Below are 14,641 nucleotides of genomic sequence, written 5' to 3'. Positions count from 1 at the left end.
CTAGCTCCGCGCCTTCTTGGGGATGACGACCTCGCGCACGAGCAGCACGATGCCGGCGGCGAGCGGGATCGCGACGAGGGCGCCCACGAGACCGAGCAGCGTTCCACCAGCGAGGGCGGCGATCAGGACGAGGGAGCCGGGGATCTGCACGGCCTTCGACATGACGCGTGGCGTGAGGATGTACGCCTCGACCTGCATGTAGACGAGCATCGCGACGAGGACGATGAGCGCCGCGATGGGGGAGGCGAACAACGCGATCACGGTCATGAAGATCGTGGTGATGATGGTTCCGATGAGCGGGATGAGCGTGATGAAGAAGCAGATGACCGCGATGATGAACGGGTAGGGCGCGCCGACGATCCAGAGCAGGAGCCCGCTGAACACCGCGTTGATGAAGGCGAGCACCACCATCCCGTTGAGGTACGAGCCGACCGATGCCATGATCCGCTCCGCGTACTCCTCGAAGCGGGGGCGAACCGAGGCGTTGATGAGCGAGTAGCCCGCCTGCTTGATGCTGCCGAGGGTCGCGATGAAGTTCAGGGTCAGGATGAAGACGAACAGCCCGGTGCTGACGCCGTTGACGATCGTCGTTCCCACCTTCAGGGCGCCGCCGCCGACGGTCGCCCAGGTGTTCGGGTCGGTCGCGGTCTTCTGCGCCCAGTCGAGGGCGTTGGTGGCGGCACCGTTCGTGGCCTTGTTGACCGTGTCGAACCAGCCCTCGTTGTTGATCCTGGTGATCTCTTGAGGAATGGTCGTCGCGAGGGAGGTGATCTGGTTGACCAGAATCGGCACGACGATCCAGATGAGCCCGGCGACGATGAGGATGAAGACGACGATCACGGCGATGATCGCCATTCCTCGCTTGAGCCCAAGACGCTGAAGGAGGCGAATCAGCGGGTCGAGTCCGAGGGTGATGAAGAATGCGATGAAGACGGAGAGGACTACCGATTGCAGTTGAATGACGGTGGTTGCGAGAAGCGCAGCCAGGAGAAGTCCGATTGCCACGGAAAAGGCCCACATGACGGGATTGCGACGAAAGAGATCAGTCGCTGTGCTGCGAATATCGGGCATCAAAAAGCCTTCTTCTGAGGGGATTTCCTCTAAGGCTAGAGCACGACCGGCTCCGCACGACTCGTCGTGATGAGCGGTGGGGCGAACTCGCGTGGTGCCGGCGCGAGCGGGAATGCTGCTATGTATGCATAGCCTGGTAATTCGGGCAGAAACGTTGCCCAATGGCCTGACTGTGCATACATTGAGGGGTGTCGAAACGAGGGGACTCCATGCTCGCCAGTGACCGGGTCTACGCGGTGCTCCGTGAGGAGATCCTCGCGGGCGCGCTCCCGCCCGGGACGGTCCTCACCGAGGTCGAGCAGGCCAGCCGCCTCGAGGTATCTCGCACGCCAGTCCGCGGTGCATTCACGAGACTCCTCGCCGACGGGCTCGTGCGCAGCCAGTCACCGCGAGTGCTGCTCGTCTCCGAGATCAGCGCAGAACGCGTCGTCCAGCTCTACGAGCTGCGGGAGGCGCTCGAGACACAGGCCGCCGCCCTCGCCGCGATGCGCCGAGACGAGCGGCCGTTCGAGGCCATCCGCATCCGCCTGCTGCACGCACCCGAGCTCCTCGAGCTCGGGGAAGCCGGCATCGCCGACTACTTCGAGCTCGTCGACGCCCTCGACCGCGCGATCGACGAGGCTGCGGCAAGCGACTACCTCAGCGTCGCGCTCGAATCGTGCCGCCTCCACTCCTCGCGAGTGCGCAGGCTCGCGAGCCACAACCCCGAACGCCTGCGGGAAGCCGCGAGCGAGCACCTCAGCGTCGTCGACGCAATCCTCGCCCGTGACCCTCGCCTCGCCTCGCACGCGACCCACGTCCACCTGCACCGCAGCCTCACGACCGCGCTCTCCTCCCTGCAGTCGAGCGCTCCACGACCAACTCCTCCAGAAGGGATCCTCCACACGTGAATCTCCACGACGTCCGAGTCCACCGCAGCGACGAGAACCTCGAGCGCCGCGACCAGCTGGCGTGGAAGATCGCCGAGGTCGCCGCCGATCCCGTCCCCGTCCAGGCCGAGGTGACCGACATGGTCATCAACCGCGTCATCGACAACGCCGCAGTCGCGGCCGCCTCGCTCACCAGGGCCCCCATCGTCGCGGCCCGCGACCAGGCACTCGCGCACGGCGTCTCGCGTCACGGTGCCGGCTCGACGCTCTTCGGCCTCGAAGACGCACAGCGAACCTCACCGGAGTGGGCGGCCTGGGCGAACGGCGTCGCGGTGCGTGAGCTCGACTACCACGACACGTTCCTCGCCGCCGAGTACTCGCACCCCGGCGACAACATCCCGCCGATCCTGGCGGTCGCCCAGCACCTCGCGGGCCAGCGAGCCATCTCCGGCGAGCAGCTCGTCCGAGGCATCGCGACCGGTTACGAGATCCAGATCGACCTCGCCAAGGGCATCTGCCTGCACAAGCACAAGATCGACCACGTCGCCCACCTCGGCCCGTCAGCGGCGGCCGGCATCGGGACGCTCCTCGGGCTCGACGCGGAGACCATCTTCCAGGCTGTCGGGCAGGCGCTGCACACGACCACGGCCACACGGCAGTCGCGCAAGGGCGAGATCTCGACCTGGAAGGCGCACGCGCCGGCCTTCGCGGGGAAGATGGCTGTGGAGGCCGTCGACCGTGCCATGCGCGGCCAGACGAGCCCCACCCCCATCTACGAGGGCGAGGACGGCGTCATCGCCTGGCTCCTTGGGGGTGTGGACGCGCGCTACCAGGTGCCCCTCCCCGCCGCAGGGGAGTCGAAGCTCGCGATCCTCGACAGTTACACGAAGGAGCACTCCGCCGAGTACCAGGCGCAGGCCTGGATCGACCTCGCGCGCAAGCTGCACAACGAGCACCCCCAGCTCGCGACTGCGCCCGACCGCATCGAGCGCATCCTCATCCGCTCCTCCCACCACACGCACTTCGTGATCGGCTCCGGCGCGAACGACCCGCAGAAGTACGACCCGACCGCCAGCCGCGAGACCCTCGACCACTCGATCCCCTACATCTTCACCGTCGCGCTGCAGGACGGCGCCTGGCACCACGTGGGCTCCTACGCGCCGGAGCGCGCCGCCAGGCCCGACACCGTCGAGCTGTGGAAGCGCGTCGTGACGGAGGAGGACCCGGAGTGGACCCGCCGCTACCACTCGCTCGACATCGCCGAGAAGGCGTTCGGCGGGAGCGTCGAGATCCTGCTCGCCGACGGAACCGTCATCCGTGACGAGATCGCCGTCGCCGACGCGCATCCGCTCGGCGCGCGGCCGTTCGCGAGGGACGAGTACATCAACAAGTTCCGCACCCTCGCCGCAGAGGTCGTCGAGGACCACGAGATCGAGCGCTTCCTCGACACCGTGCAACGGCTCCCCGAGCTCGCCCCCGGTGAGCTTGGCCAGCTCGGCTTCGTCGCGTCGCCCGGCGTCATCGAGTTCAACGAAGGCGGAGGGATCTTCTGATGCTGTACGCCAAGACCACCCCCGCAGAGAAGCGCGCGGCGTTCCGCGCGAGTCTCGCGAGCGGGGAGCTGCTGCGCTTCCCTGGCGCCTTCAACCCGCTCTCGGCTCGCCTCATCGAGCAGAAGGGCTTCGAAGGCGTCTACATCTCCGGGGCAGTGCTCTCCGCAGACCTCGGCCTGCCCGACATCGGGCTCACGACGCTCAGCGAGGTCGCGGGGCGTGGCAGGCAGATCGCCCGCATGACGGAGCTGCCGGCCATCATCGACGCCGACACGGGCTTCGGGGAGCCCATGAACGTCGCCCGCACCGTGCAGGAGCTCGAAGACGCCGGCCTCGCGGGCATGCACATCGAAGACCAGATCAACCCGAAGCGCTGCGGGCACCTCGACGGCAAGCAGGTCGTCGACGAGGAGACGGCGCTCAAGCGCATCAGGGCGGCCGTGGATGCGCGACGTGACCCAAACTTCCTCGTTATGGCCCGCACCGACATCCGCGCGGTCGACGGGCTCGACGCATCCATCGACCGCGCCAGGAAGCTCGTCGACGCGGGCGCCGACGCCATCTTCCCTGAGGCGATGGCATCGCTCGAGGAGTTCGCGGCCATGCGCGCGGCCGTCGACGTGCCGCTGCTCGCCAACATGACCGAGTTCGGCAAGAGCGAGCTCTTCACGGTGCAGCAGCTCGCCGACGTCGGCATGAACCTCGTCATCTGGCCCGTCTCGACCCTCCGCATCTCGATGGGCGCGACGGCCGGGGCGCTCGACGAGCTCATCAGCCACGGAACGCTCACGGGAAAGCTCGACGAGATGCAGCACCGCGCGGAGCTGTACGAGCTTGTCGACTACGAGGGGTATAACCACTTCGACAGCGGAGTGTTCAATTTCACCGTCAAGCGCTGACGACAGCAGCGTTCGCCACACAAGGAAGGGCAGGTCAACGATGACTGAGCAGGAGATCTACAAGGGACTCGCAGGGGTGCCCGTCGACTACAGCGCCATCTCGAAGGTCAACCCGGAGACCAACTCCCTGCTCTACCGCGGCTACCCGGTGCAGGAGCTCGCGGCGCAGAAGAGCTTCGAGGAGGTCGCTCTGCTGCTGTGGGGAGGCGAGCTGCCGAGCGACGCGGAACTCGCCGAGTTCGTGGCGCAGGAGCGCTCGGGCCGTGCGCTCGCCGACAACGTGCGCTCGATCATCGATGTCCTGCCTGTCACGGCGCATCCCATGGACGTCGTGCGGACGGCCGTGAGCGTCATCGGCGCCAACGACCCAGACGCGGACGACCCGTCGCCCGAGGCGGAGCTCGCGAAGGCGAAGGCCCTCTTCGCGGCGCTCCCCGCGATCGTGGCCTACGACCAGCGCCGCAGGCACGGCCTGGAGCTCGTCGAGCCTCGCGACGACCTCGACTACTCGCAGAACTTCCTCTGGATGACGTTCGGGGAAGAGGCCGCCCCCGAGGTCGTAGATGCCTTCCGTGTCTCGATGGTGCTGTACGCCGAGCACTCCTTCAACGCCTCCACCTTCACGGCACGCGTCATCACGTCGACCACGGCAGACCTCTACTCGGCGGTCGTCGGTGCTATCGGCGCGCTCAAGGGCGCCCTGCACGGCGGCGCGAACGAAGCGGTCATGCACACGTTCGCGGAGATCGGCGATGCGGCCAACGTCGAAGCCTGGCTCGACGACGCCCTCGCGAACAAGAAGAAGATCATGGGATTCGGGCACCGCGTGTACAAGAACGGCGACTCACGCGTTCCCACCATGCACGCGGCCCTCGAGCGCCTCGCTGAGCACTACGATCGGCGTGACCTGCTCGAGCTCTCCGAGGCGCTCGAGCAGAGCTTCGGCGAGCGGAAGGGCATCAAGCCGAACCTCGACTATCCGGCGGGTCCCGTCTACCACCTCATGGGCTTCGACACCCCAACGTTCACGCCCCTGTTCGCCGCGGCGCGCATCACGGGATGGACGGCTCACATCATGGAGCAGGCCGGAGCCAACTCCCTCATCCGCCCGCTTGCCGTGTACAACGGCGTCGACGAGCGCCACCTCGAGGGCTGAAGCGGGCCAGCCGCCGGCCACCCCGAGTCTCGCGGGTTGCGACTGTGGGGAGGCTCAGGGCCGGGCTCAGCGAGGGCGGATGCTCGCCGATGTCGCCTGGAGCTTCGTCGCCTCGAGGCGATACAGTCCCCACGTGCCGCTGCGCTCGTAGGTGAGATACCCGCCATCGACGAGGATCCGCAGGTGGTGCGAGGCGGTCGACTGCGCGCATCCGAGCGCCGAGACGAGTTCCGTCACGGTCGTGGGCCGGTCTGGATTCGCGGCGACAAGAGACAGGATGCGCAGTCGGGTCGGGTCGGCGAGCACCTGGAGTCCGTGTGCGAGCGCGTTGGCGGTCGCCGCATCAAGCGGTGCTGCGGACGCAGCACCGGCCCACGCGAAATCAGGCGCCGAAGTCACGCCCGCGACCACCCGTCTGGCCGACGCGGAGCTTCGTGCAGAGGTGCTGCAGGGTGCGGAGCTCGTCGGCGTCGAGCGAGCTGGTCATCCGCTCCTGGATATTGCGCATGTGCGTGCGAGCCGCACGCGTGAACTCGGCGCGGCCTTCCGGTGTGACCTCGATGAGCGTCGATCGCAGGTCGAGCCTGTCGTCGATCTTCACGAGGAACCCGCGTTGCACCAGTCGATCGACGAGCCTCGACACCGAGGACTGCGTGATCAGCACGTTGCGATTCAGGTCGCGGAGGCGGATGCGTCCCTGTGGTTCCCGAACGACGTTGAAGAGCACGTCGTACTCGTTCATCGACAAGGAATTGCTCGAGAACTCGCCGCGGAGTTCTCGCATTATCGAGACCTGGGCGCGGAAGAGAGACTCCCAAGCCTCCACTGGGTTGCTCGTCGTCGGCATCGGGCCTCCAGCTTCGTCGTCTCGTCAGGTTCCGTTGCAGTGTACTGGCCAGTACATCAGGCGACGGAATCCGGCGCGACCACGCGGCGAGCGAGGCCGCATCCACTCACCGCAATCCGGCGCAGAGGCCTTGATCCGGGGGGATGCTCCCAGACCGATCAGAGGCGGTCGGGCGACTGCGCGTTCGGGTAGAGCACCTCGACGTCGGCGTGACGATCGAAGCGGTAGCCCGTGCCGCGGACCGTGCGGACGATGTCTCCGTAAGCGCCCAGCTTGGAGCGGAGGCGGCGGACGTGCACGTCGATGGTGCGTTCGTTCGGGCGCTCCTCGTCGCTGTCGCGCCACAGGATGTCGATGATCTCGGTGCGGTCGACGGTGCGTCCCTCGCGCAGCACCAGCGCCTGGAGGAGCTCGAACTCCTTGTACGTGAGGCCCGCGTTCTCGCCGGAGACGCTCACGCGCTTCCGAGTCGTGTCGATCGTGACCCCCTCGGCGGAGTCAGGCAGGTGGTCCTCCTCGACCCCGCGGGCGGCGAGCGCCTGGGGGTCCTGCAGTGCGAGGCGGACGACGTCGACATCGCGACCGCCGGCGCCCTTCGGAGCAAGGGCGACGGCTGCGTGCGTCTCGGCGTGCGGGGCGACCTCGGCGGTGACGCGCTTGAGCGCTTCGACGAGCTCGGTGAGCGTGGTCCCGTCGAGGGTGGCCTTCGCTTCATCGAGGCCGACGTAGAGGACGAAGCCGCGCGCTTCAGGCGCGGCGGGGACCGCCTGGACATAGGCGGGGCGAGGGGTTTCTGGGATCTGGGTCACGGCATTCAGGGTGCGAGGGCGGCGGAAGTCGGTGGCAAGCGACATGGGAGGAAGTCCTTCGAGGTGATGATGCTCATGGCACCCACCTGCTGGCGGGTGCTGCCCGCGACGGTTCGCGGACGGTGCCGAGGGGCTGGAGCCTCGGCGGGATGCAGTCGGGTGCAGAGTGCAGCGCGACCGCGCTGGCCCAAGGGGCGCAGGGTTCCTTCTTCATGGGCAGGCCATCATGAGAGAAGGGGACGGAAAATGCGGCGACTCGACGGAGGTTGAGTTCCGGAGTCAGCGGCACATTCGACAGCACATCACGCTGCTGGGCATCATCATGCCAGCGGTTCCCGTCGCCGAAATGGCGGTCAGGGTGCGCGAGAGGTTCGTCATGCCGCCAGTATCTTTCCTCGTGACGGCACATGTCAACAGATGACGCGAAGTTTATTCCGCGACGCCGTAGAGGCGATCGCCGGCATCGCCGAGGCCGGGCACGATGAAGCCGTCCTCGTTGAGTCCCTCGTCGAGGGCTCCGACGACCACCGTGACGTTCTTGTCGGCGAACGCTTCCCGCATCTTCTCGATGCCTTCCGGGGATGCGACGATGCAGATGGCGGTGACATCGACTGCCCCTGCGTCGAACAGGAAGTCGATCGCGGCGACAAGTGAACCTCCTGTCGCCAGCATCGGGTCGAGGGCGAAGCACTGGCGGTTCGCGAGGTTCTCGGGGAGGCGCTTGGCGTAGGTCTCCGGCTGCAGCGTCTCCTCGTTGCGGCGCATGCCGAGGAAGCCGACCTCGACGTTGGGGACGAGCTTCAGGAACCCGTCGAGCATGCCGAGGCCAGCGCGGATGATCGGGACGACCAGGGGCACGGGGTCGGTCATGCGCAGGCCAGTGGTCTTCGCGACCGGGGTCTGCAGCTCGTACGACTCGGTGCGGACGTCTCGGGTCGCCTCGTAGCTGAGGAGGGTCACCAGCTCTTCGACCAGCGAGCGGAACTGCTGCGACGAGGTCTTCTCGTCCCGCAGCACCGAGAGCTTGTGGGTGATGAGCGGGTGGTCAGCTACGTGCAGGCGCATGAAATACAGAGTAACGATGCTGGAGGCGTCCCGGTGACATCCGGTCGATGAGGTCGGGGCCGTGATGGGAAGATGGGCGGCGTGCCACTCCACGTCGACGAGCGCCTGCATGAGCTCATGGGAATCGCCCTCGGTGAGGCCGAGCTGGCGCTCGCGAGCGCTGACGTCCCCATCGGTGCGGTTGTGACCGACGCTGCGGGCGAGGTCATCGCCACGGCGCACAACGAGCGGGAGTTGACCGGGGACCCGACGGGGCACGCGGAGGTGCTCGCGCTCAGGCGTGCGGCCGAGCGCCTCGGTGGCTGGCGACTCGACGGATGCACGCTCGTCGTCACGCTCGAACCCTGCGCCATGTGTGCGGGGGCGATCCTCTCCTCGAGAGTCGGCACGCTCGTCTACGGCGCCTGGGACGACAAGGCCGGCGCCGTCGGCTCGCGCTACGACCTCGTGCGCGACCGGAGGCTCCCCGAGCGTGCTGTGGTCATCGCCGGGGTGCGCGAAGCGGAATGCGCGGCACTCGTGCGCGGCTTCTTCCGCGACTGAGCGCCGCGGTGCCCGCGCGGGTCAGTCGACGGAGCGGATGACGATCGACTCGGTGCTCACGTGCACGTTGTGTCGCTCGGTCACGTCGGGCTCGACGAAGATCGACTCCGCATGCGGGGCGGCCTCGCGCACGAGCGCGCGGAGCTGAGCGAGGACCGGAGGCAGATCGAGCACCTGCGGGAGGTTCAGCACCGAGACGCGGACTCCCACGAGCGTCACCCGGTCATCGACTTCCACGCTGCGCACCTGGAGCACCTCGCCCACGTGCACGTTTTCGAGCAGCAGTTCGCGAATGTGTGCGGCGAGTTCCTGATTCGGCACGAGTTCCCCTTCGACGGTGACGAGTAACGGCCAGCATACCGAGGCCACCTTGGCGCCTCTCAGAGCAGGTGCTGCATCGCGGCGTCCTTCATGGTGCATCCGTACAGTCGCGACGCCGGGGCGGCTTCGACCTGGCCCGTGTCTGCGGCGGCGCGCGAGGGTGCACGGCGGGCGAATGTCGGTGGTGCGTCCGTACAATCCCGGTATGACGGCACTCACCTATGCGTTCCTCGGCGGCGGCAACATGAACGGCGCGATCCTGCGCGGGCTGCTGGATGCGCCCCTCGGCGAAGGGGCGCGGGTCCACGTCACGACGAGGTCAGCGGCCTCCGCGGCGGCAGGCGAGAGCGACGGCCGGGTCACGACGACGGCCCTCGAGTCCGATGCGCGTGCGAACCTCGCCGCTGTCGAAGAGGCTGACGTCGTCGTCCTTGGCGTCAAGCCCTACCTGATCGGTGAGCTGCTCGACGAGATCGCGCCGGCGCTCAAGCCGGACGCGGTTGTCATCTCCGTGGCGGCAGGCGTGCGTCTCGAGAGCCTCGCGGCACGTCTTCCCGACGGGGCGCAGATCGTGCGCTCGATGCCGAACACGCCCGCGAGCATCGGCCTCGGCGTCACGGGGCTCGCCGCGAACGACTCGACAGGCGAGGCTGCGCTCGCAGTCGCCGTCGCGCTCTTCGAGAGTGTCGGCAGGGTGGCCACCATCGACGAGGACCGCATCGATGCGCTCGCCGCGGTCTCCGGTTCGGGACCAGCCCACGTGTTCCTCCTCATCGAGCAGTACCTCGAGGCGACCAGGCGGCTCGGCTTCGACGAGGAGCTCGCGAGGCAGCTGGTCGTCGGGACGTTCGAGGGCGCTGTCGGCATGGTGGTCCGCGATCCCGCGACCGAGCCGTCCGAGCTGCGTCGTCGGGTGACGAGCCCCAAGGGAACAACTGAGCGCTCCGTCGCGGAGCTGCAGGATGCCGACCTCGCCGGCCTCTTCGAGCGTGCGTTCGACGCCAATCGGCGTCGATCCGCTGAGCTGGCCGCAGAGAACTCCTGAGTCCACACTCGCGCTCGCCCGCACGGCGACGGGCGACGAGGCGATCACTGCGTAGGCTTGGGCACTTGAACCAGGAGCGGGAGGGGCGGCCATGAGCGGTCGACGGCACGTCTTCACAGAAGACCTCTACCTCGTGCTCGGCGTCTCCAGAACGGCGTCCCTCGAAGAGGTCCGTCGTGTCGGGCGTGCCAGGCAGCGAGAGTCCCACCCCGACCTCGGCGGCAGCTCCGACGACTTCGTCAGGGTGCGACTCGCGGTCGAGGTGCTGACCGACGAGACGACGCGGCGAGAACACGACGCGTGGCTCGCGGGCGGTGGCTCGCGTCGTGTCCGCACCCAGCAGCGCACGCAGTGGGCGCCGACGAGCAGGCGCTCAGCCGGTGGCGGCGGTCGATTCCGCACACCCCCTCGCGCCAGCGCGAAGCGCGACTCGGCCGCCTCCGCTCCTCGTCGCAGCGCCCACGCCGAGCCGGCGACGCGGGACGCACCGCCGCCGTCGCGCATCCCCGCGCAGATCTTCGATGTGCGGCGCATGGCGTGGTTCCGCACGCGCTGGCCGGAGCAGCCCGCCTACTGGCCGCCCGCCGTCGCCGCGAAGCGTCCGTACACGCGCCGTGAGCTGATGGCGGTTTCGGTGCATGCGGCCATCGTCGTCATCGGTGCGCTCCTGCTCCTCGTCGACGCGTCGTTCGTGCGCCTCACGGTTCCCACGTTCGGGCCGGGGGAGGAGCCGACCATGTGGCCCGCGGTGCTCGCCTACGTGGCGGTCAGCGCGGCTTGGCTGACCCTGCGGCTGCGTGTCCGGGCACAGCGCTGGGCTCTTGTGCTGTGGCTCGTGTCGCTCGTGGTGGCCGTCGTCGCGGGAGTGCTGTCGGCGACGCTCGGTGTCATGTCCCTGTTCGCGACGACTGCTGGCATGCAGAACCCGGCGTTCGCGAGCCTGCTCGCGCAGGCGGCCATCTACCTTGCGGCCGCGGTGTCCGGCTACTTCGCCTGGTCCGGCCTCACGCAGCGCCGCGTCGCGGTGACCCGCGAACGACTCCTCGTCCAGCTCGCCAACGAGTCCGCGCCCCCGGCGGGAGATGGCAGGCGAGTCTGGGGTGAACCAGGCCAGACGGCCATGGACGCCGGCGGAACCGCGGGCGGGACGAACCCGATGCGGGCGTTCCTCGCGCAGCGATCGGTCGGCGAACCCCTCGCCCAGCTGCTCCGCATCCCAGGTGTGCGCATCGTGCATGGCCTCCGGGTTCCGGGCCAGGGCACCGGATCGATCGCGCACGCGGTCATCAGCGGCCGCCGGGTGGCGCTCATCAACGACGAGCTCTGGGCGCCGGGCACCTACGGCATCTCGGCAGATGGCGAGCTCACGCACAATGGCGTCGCCTTCTCCTCGCCCGCGGCGGAGTTCCCGCACGCCGTCGAGCGATTCCACGAGCTGTTCGGCGAGATGTCGGCCGTGCGCGGGTGGATGACGGTCGTCGCGGAACGCGAGGGGACGCTCGAGGTCGACAACGCGCTCACCTGGCAGCGGGTCAGGCTCGCCACCACGGAATCGCTGCTGCGCGAGGTCGGCGACTGGCTCGCCGGCGACGGCAATCGCGTCGACCGGCTGCTCCTGCGCGACCTCGTCGCCCACAAGCGCTGACGCTGCCGCACCCCGGGCGCCTCCCTCGCGCAGCGGAGGGACCGGATGAGGAATCATTCGTGCGGCTGATCCCCGGGCATCCGCTGCTCGATACCGTCGAAGCATGAGCAACCACGGCATGACTCCGACCCCGACCGGCAGTGCACCGCTCACCGAGCAACCCGCAACCGGCAACAGCAGACTCACGTACGACCACGCGCTGAGCCCGATCGGGCGCGGCAAGGGATGGTGGAGGGGGCTCCTCTTCATCGCGTTCCTCGTCGTCGGCTTCTTCATCAGCTCCATGACCATCGGCGGTCTCGGAATCCTGATCTCGACACTGACCGGGGAGATCGGCCAGCAGCAGCTCATGGACGCCGTCGAGAGCGGCATCGTCCCCATGACGCCCGCGATCTTCGTGACGAACAACCTGGCGCTCGCGGCGCTCCTCCCGCTGGCGTACCTCGGCCAGCGGATGCTCTTCGGCGTCCGGCCGGGCACGATCTCGTCGGTCACGGGCCGCTTCCGGTGGGCGTGGTTCCGCAAGCTCGCTCTGGTCATCGTCCCGGTCTTCGCGGTCTACTCGGCTGGGCTGTTCCTGCTCGAGCCAGCCGAGGTCAACATCGACGGCACGGCGATGCTCATGCTCGTGTTCGTGCTGCTGACGACGCCCTTCCAGGCAGCGTCGGAGGAGTACGTGGCGCGCGGCGGCTTCCAGCGCGCGGCCGGCTCCTGGTTCGCTTCACCGCAGCTGTCCTTCATCATCGGGACCGCGGTCTCCGCGACGCTGTTCTGCCTCGCGCACGGTGCCGGCGACTGGTGGCTCATCGGGTACTACTTCTTCTTCGGCGTCATCATGTCGGTCACCGTCAAGTACACGGGTGGGCTCGAGAGCGCGGTGCTCATCCACGCGGCCAACAACGTCATGCTGTTCATCCCTTCCGTGCTCACCGGTCAGCTCAGCGAGGGCATCGACCGCTCGGAGGGTGCGGGCGGCCCGATCATGCTCCTCCCTGCCGCGTTCCTCGCGATCGTCGCGGCGTTTGTCATCTGGCGTGCCAGGAAGGAAGGCATCGAGACGACGACGGCGCCGCTCGTGACCGCCAAGCAGCGCAAGGAGGAAGCGGCGCGCGCCGCCTACGAGCTGTACGCGCAGCAGCAGGCGCAGCTCGCCCAGCAGGCCGCGCAGCAGCCGATGCAGACCTACGGCGAGTTGCCCGGTCAGAGTTACGGGCAGACCTACGGCCGGGCCCCGGTGCAGCAGGACAGCCAGGTCCACGGTCAGGTCCCGAACCAGCAGCATGGCCAGGTGCCGGCGCAGCAGTACGGTCAGGCTCACGGTCAGGCACCGGCGCAGCAGTACGGTCAGGCTCACGGTCAGGCACCGGCGCAGCAGTACGGTCAGGCTCCGGCGCAGCACGACGGCCAGGCGCCGAACCTCGGTCAGCAGCAGCAGTCGGACTCGACGCCGCCAGCCGACACGAACCGGGGCCGCGAGTAGCGCCCGCCGCTCGGCTCGGACGCTCGGGCACGACGAAGCCCCTCGAGATGGACCCAGTGTCCATCCGAGGGGCTTCGTCGCAGCAGCGTCCAGGAGCCGCCGCAGGATCGATCAGCGTGCGTCGAATGCCGCTTTCGCCTCGACCGCGAGACTCGGTTCGCGGAAGACGGCGAGTGCAGTCGCAGCGAGCATGGCCGCGCCGTCGGCGATCGTGACCGAGGCATTCGGGCCATCCGCTGCCTCAGCGAACTCCCTCGTGTGCGTGACCCCGTCGGGAATGAGCTGGATCATCGGGTGGATGGAGGGCACGACATGGCTGACGTTGCCCATGTCGGTGGAGCCCGTTATGGGCTCTTCCGTCACCATGCGGCCGAGCCGCTCGTAGGCAGTGCCTGCGATGTCGGCGAGCACCGGGTTCGAGATGAGTGAGTAGTAGGCGGGGGTGTTCTCCTCGATCAGCACCGTGCACCCGGTTGCGATCGCTGCCCCTTCGAAGCAGGCGCGAACCCTCGGCACGATGTTCTCCAGCAGATGGTCCCGGTCATTGGCGCGCACGAAGATGCGCAGCGCCGAGCGCTCGGGGATGATGTTCGGCGCCTGGCCGCCATCGGTGACGATGGCGTGCACACGTGCATCGTCGGTCAGCTGCTGTCGGAGCAGCCCGATCGCGGTCAGCGACAGCGTGGAGGCGTCGAGTGCGTTGATCCCCGTCTCGGGGCTCGCGGCAGCGTGGCTGGCGCGCCCGGTGAACGTGACGTCGAGGGCCACCCGCGACAGCGTCGACCCGCCGACAGTGTTCGTCGCTGCCGGGTGCACCATGATCGCGAGGTCGATGCCATCCAGCACACCGCCCTCGATCATCGGGACCTTTCCTGCGGCCCCCTCCTCGCCAGGGCTGCCGATCACGACGACATGGGCGGGAGTGCCAGGGGCGGCGGTCAGGGCGTCCTTCAGCAGGATGCCCGCACCGAGCCCGCTCGCCGCGATGATGTTGTGGCCACACGCATGCCCGATGCCCTCGAGGGCGTCGTATTCGCAGAACACGGCGATCGTCGGGGTGCCCTCACCCGCATCGGGCGTCGACCAACGGCCCACGAAGGCCGTGTCGAGGCCGGCGAAGCCTCGCTCGAGGGCGAAGCCCGCCGACTCGAGCTCGGACGTGAGCCTGGCTGCGGCGTGCACCTCGGTGAAGCGGATCTCGGGGTTCGCGTGCAGGTCGGCGGCGACGTCGACGAGCAGAGGCAGTCGCGCTGGCAGCTGTGCGCTCAGCTCGTCGACGATCGCGGGCACGTGGTCGGTGCTGATGTTCATGCTGGGTGTTCCTCCAGTGGGGTCGGG

The 14,641-nt window shown here is 68.3% G+C and carries 15 protein-coding genes; 8 read left to right on the top strand and 7 right to left on the bottom strand.

Annotation, left to right across the window (positions count from 1 at the left end; genetic code table 11):
- Complete coding sequence (locus tag ITJ67_RS05865; protein WP_160073061.1) at positions 1–1,005, bottom strand: AI-2E family transporter; 1,005 nt, start codon at positions 1,003–1,005, stop codon at positions 1–3.
- A gap of 275 nt (positions 1,006–1,280) precedes the next feature.
- On the opposite strand from ITJ67_RS05865, the gene ITJ67_RS05860 reads away from it, so the two are divergent.
- Genes ITJ67_RS05860 through ITJ67_RS05845 form a run of 4 tightly spaced genes read left to right on the top strand, consistent with a single transcriptional unit; the run spans position 1,281 to position 5,548 of the window.
- Entirely contained in the window at positions 1,281–1,961 is a 681-nt protein-coding gene (locus ITJ67_RS05860) for a GntR family transcriptional regulator (protein WP_160073059.1), read from the top strand.
- A complete protein-coding gene (locus tag ITJ67_RS05855; RefSeq protein WP_160073057.1) occupies positions 1,958–3,493 on the top strand; it encodes an MmgE/PrpD family protein in 1,536 nt (511 codons plus the stop codon). The genes ITJ67_RS05860 and ITJ67_RS05855 overlap by 4 nt, the downstream gene beginning before the upstream one ends.
- A complete protein-coding gene (prpB, locus tag ITJ67_RS05850; RefSeq protein WP_194677043.1) occupies positions 3,493–4,392 on the top strand; it encodes a methylisocitrate lyase in 900 nt (299 codons plus the stop codon). The genes ITJ67_RS05855 and prpB overlap by 1 nt, the downstream gene beginning before the upstream one ends.
- A gap of 40 nt (positions 4,393–4,432) precedes the next feature.
- Positions 4,433–5,548: a bifunctional 2-methylcitrate synthase/citrate synthase gene (locus ITJ67_RS05845; protein ID WP_194677042.1), complete on the top strand. Its 1,116-nt coding sequence runs from the start codon at positions 4,433–4,435 to the stop codon at positions 5,546–5,548.
- Positions 5,549–5,614: 66 nt separating this feature from the next.
- On the opposite strand, the gene ITJ67_RS05840 is transcribed toward ITJ67_RS05845, so the two are convergent.
- The 4 genes from ITJ67_RS05840 to upp form a co-directional block, all read right to left on the bottom strand.
- A complete protein-coding gene (locus tag ITJ67_RS05840) occupies positions 5,615–5,947 on the bottom strand; it encodes an ArsR/SmtB family transcription factor (RefSeq protein WP_194677041.1) in 333 nt (110 codons plus the stop codon).
- Positions 5,931–6,332, bottom strand: a complete 402-nt coding sequence (locus ITJ67_RS05835) for a MarR family winged helix-turn-helix transcriptional regulator (protein WP_228502366.1) — start codon at positions 6,330–6,332, stop codon at positions 5,931–5,933. Before ITJ67_RS05835 ends, ITJ67_RS05840 begins: the two co-directional genes overlap by 17 nt.
- Positions 6,333–6,553: 221 nt before the next feature.
- The gene (locus ITJ67_RS05830; RefSeq protein ID WP_160073047.1) at positions 6,554–7,249 is read right to left on the bottom strand and encodes a winged helix-turn-helix domain-containing protein; all 696 of its coding nucleotides are present in this window, start codon (positions 7,247–7,249) and stop codon (positions 6,554–6,556) included.
- A 384-nt stretch (positions 7,250–7,633) separates the two neighbouring features.
- On the bottom strand, positions 7,634–8,269 hold the full coding sequence (gene upp / locus ITJ67_RS05825; protein ID WP_104243489.1) for a uracil phosphoribosyltransferase: 636 nt from the start codon (positions 8,267–8,269) through the stop codon (positions 7,634–7,636).
- A 72-nt stretch (positions 8,270–8,341) separates the two neighbouring features.
- Here upp and ITJ67_RS05820 point away from each other — a divergent pair, with 72 nt between their 5' ends.
- Positions 8,342–8,812, top strand: a complete 471-nt coding sequence (locus ITJ67_RS05820; protein ID WP_416362310.1) for a nucleoside deaminase — start codon at positions 8,342–8,344, stop codon at positions 8,810–8,812.
- Between the two features lie 21 nt (positions 8,813–8,833).
- Here ITJ67_RS05820 and ITJ67_RS05815 read toward each other — a convergent pair whose 3' ends face one another.
- Entirely contained in the window at positions 8,834–9,133 is a 300-nt protein-coding gene (locus ITJ67_RS05815; RefSeq protein WP_146080122.1) for a hypothetical protein, read from the bottom strand.
- A gap of 205 nt (positions 9,134–9,338) precedes the next feature.
- Between ITJ67_RS05815 and proC the strand changes: the two genes are divergently transcribed.
- From proC to ITJ67_RS05800, 3 genes are all read left to right on the top strand, one after another.
- Positions 9,339–10,178 carry a pyrroline-5-carboxylate reductase gene (gene proC / locus ITJ67_RS05810; RefSeq protein WP_194677040.1) on the top strand — a complete coding sequence of 280 codons (840 nt, stop codon included), beginning with the start codon at positions 9,339–9,341 and terminating at the stop codon, positions 10,176–10,178.
- Positions 10,179–10,269: 91 nt separating this feature from the next.
- The gene (locus ITJ67_RS05805) at positions 10,270–11,823 is read left to right on the top strand and encodes a J domain-containing protein (RefSeq protein ID WP_194677039.1); all 1,554 of its coding nucleotides are present in this window, start codon (positions 10,270–10,272) and stop codon (positions 11,821–11,823) included.
- A 103-nt stretch (positions 11,824–11,926) separates the two neighbouring features.
- Positions 11,927–13,303, top strand: a complete 1,377-nt coding sequence (locus tag ITJ67_RS05800; protein ID WP_194677038.1) for a CPBP family intramembrane glutamic endopeptidase — start codon at positions 11,927–11,929, stop codon at positions 13,301–13,303.
- A gap of 111 nt (positions 13,304–13,414) precedes the next feature.
- Here the strand turns inward: ITJ67_RS05800 and ITJ67_RS05795 are convergent, their stop codons facing one another.
- Positions 13,415–14,614 (bottom strand): M20 family metallopeptidase, encoded by a 1,200-nt coding sequence (locus ITJ67_RS05795; RefSeq protein ID WP_160073037.1) that lies wholly within the window; start codon positions 14,612–14,614, stop codon positions 13,415–13,417.
- Between the last annotated feature and the right edge of the window lie 27 nt (positions 14,615–14,641).

It is taken from the genome of Pseudoclavibacter sp. VKM Ac-2867 (assembly GCF_015351275.1).
Lineage (GTDB): Bacteria > Actinomycetota > Actinomycetes > Actinomycetales > Microbacteriaceae > Pseudoclavibacter.
This window is presented reverse-complemented; position numbering and strand designations above follow the sequence as displayed.

Excerpts from the sequence above, each read along its gene's own strand:
- ITJ67_RS05805 (WP_194677039.1), top strand. The coding sequence starts at position 10,270 with ATGAGCGGTCGACGGCACGTCTTCACAGAAGACCTCTACCTCGTGCTC.
- ITJ67_RS05860 (WP_160073059.1), top strand. The coding sequence starts at position 1,281 with ATGCTCGCCAGTGACCGGGTCTACGCGGTGCTCCGTGAGGAGATCCTC.
- ITJ67_RS05845 (WP_194677042.1), top strand. The coding sequence starts at position 4,433 with ATGACTGAGCAGGAGATCTACAAGGGACTCGCAGGGGTGCCCGTCGAC.
- proC (WP_194677040.1), top strand. The coding sequence starts at position 9,339 with ATGACGGCACTCACCTATGCGTTCCTCGGCGGCGGCAACATGAACGGC.
- ITJ67_RS05800 (WP_194677038.1), top strand. The coding sequence starts at position 11,927 with ATGAGCAACCACGGCATGACTCCGACCCCGACCGGCAGTGCACCGCTC.
- ITJ67_RS05795 (WP_160073037.1), bottom strand. The coding sequence starts at position 14,614 with ATGAACATCAGCACCGACCACGTGCCCGCGATCGTCGACGAGCTGAGC.
- ITJ67_RS05830 (WP_160073047.1), bottom strand. The coding sequence starts at position 7,249 with ATGTCGCTTGCCACCGACTTCCGCCGCCCTCGCACCCTGAATGCCGTG.
- prpB (WP_194677043.1), top strand. The coding sequence starts at position 3,493 with ATGCTGTACGCCAAGACCACCCCCGCAGAGAAGCGCGCGGCGTTCCGC.
- ITJ67_RS05820 (WP_416362310.1), top strand. The coding sequence starts at position 8,342 with ATGGGCGGCGTGCCACTCCACGTCGACGAGCGCCTGCATGAGCTCATG.
- upp (WP_104243489.1), bottom strand. The coding sequence starts at position 8,269 with ATGCGCCTGCACGTAGCTGACCACCCGCTCATCACCCACAAGCTCTCG.
- ITJ67_RS05835 (WP_228502366.1), bottom strand. The coding sequence starts at position 6,332 with ATGCGAGAACTCCGCGGCGAGTTCTCGAGCAATTCCTTGTCGATGAAC.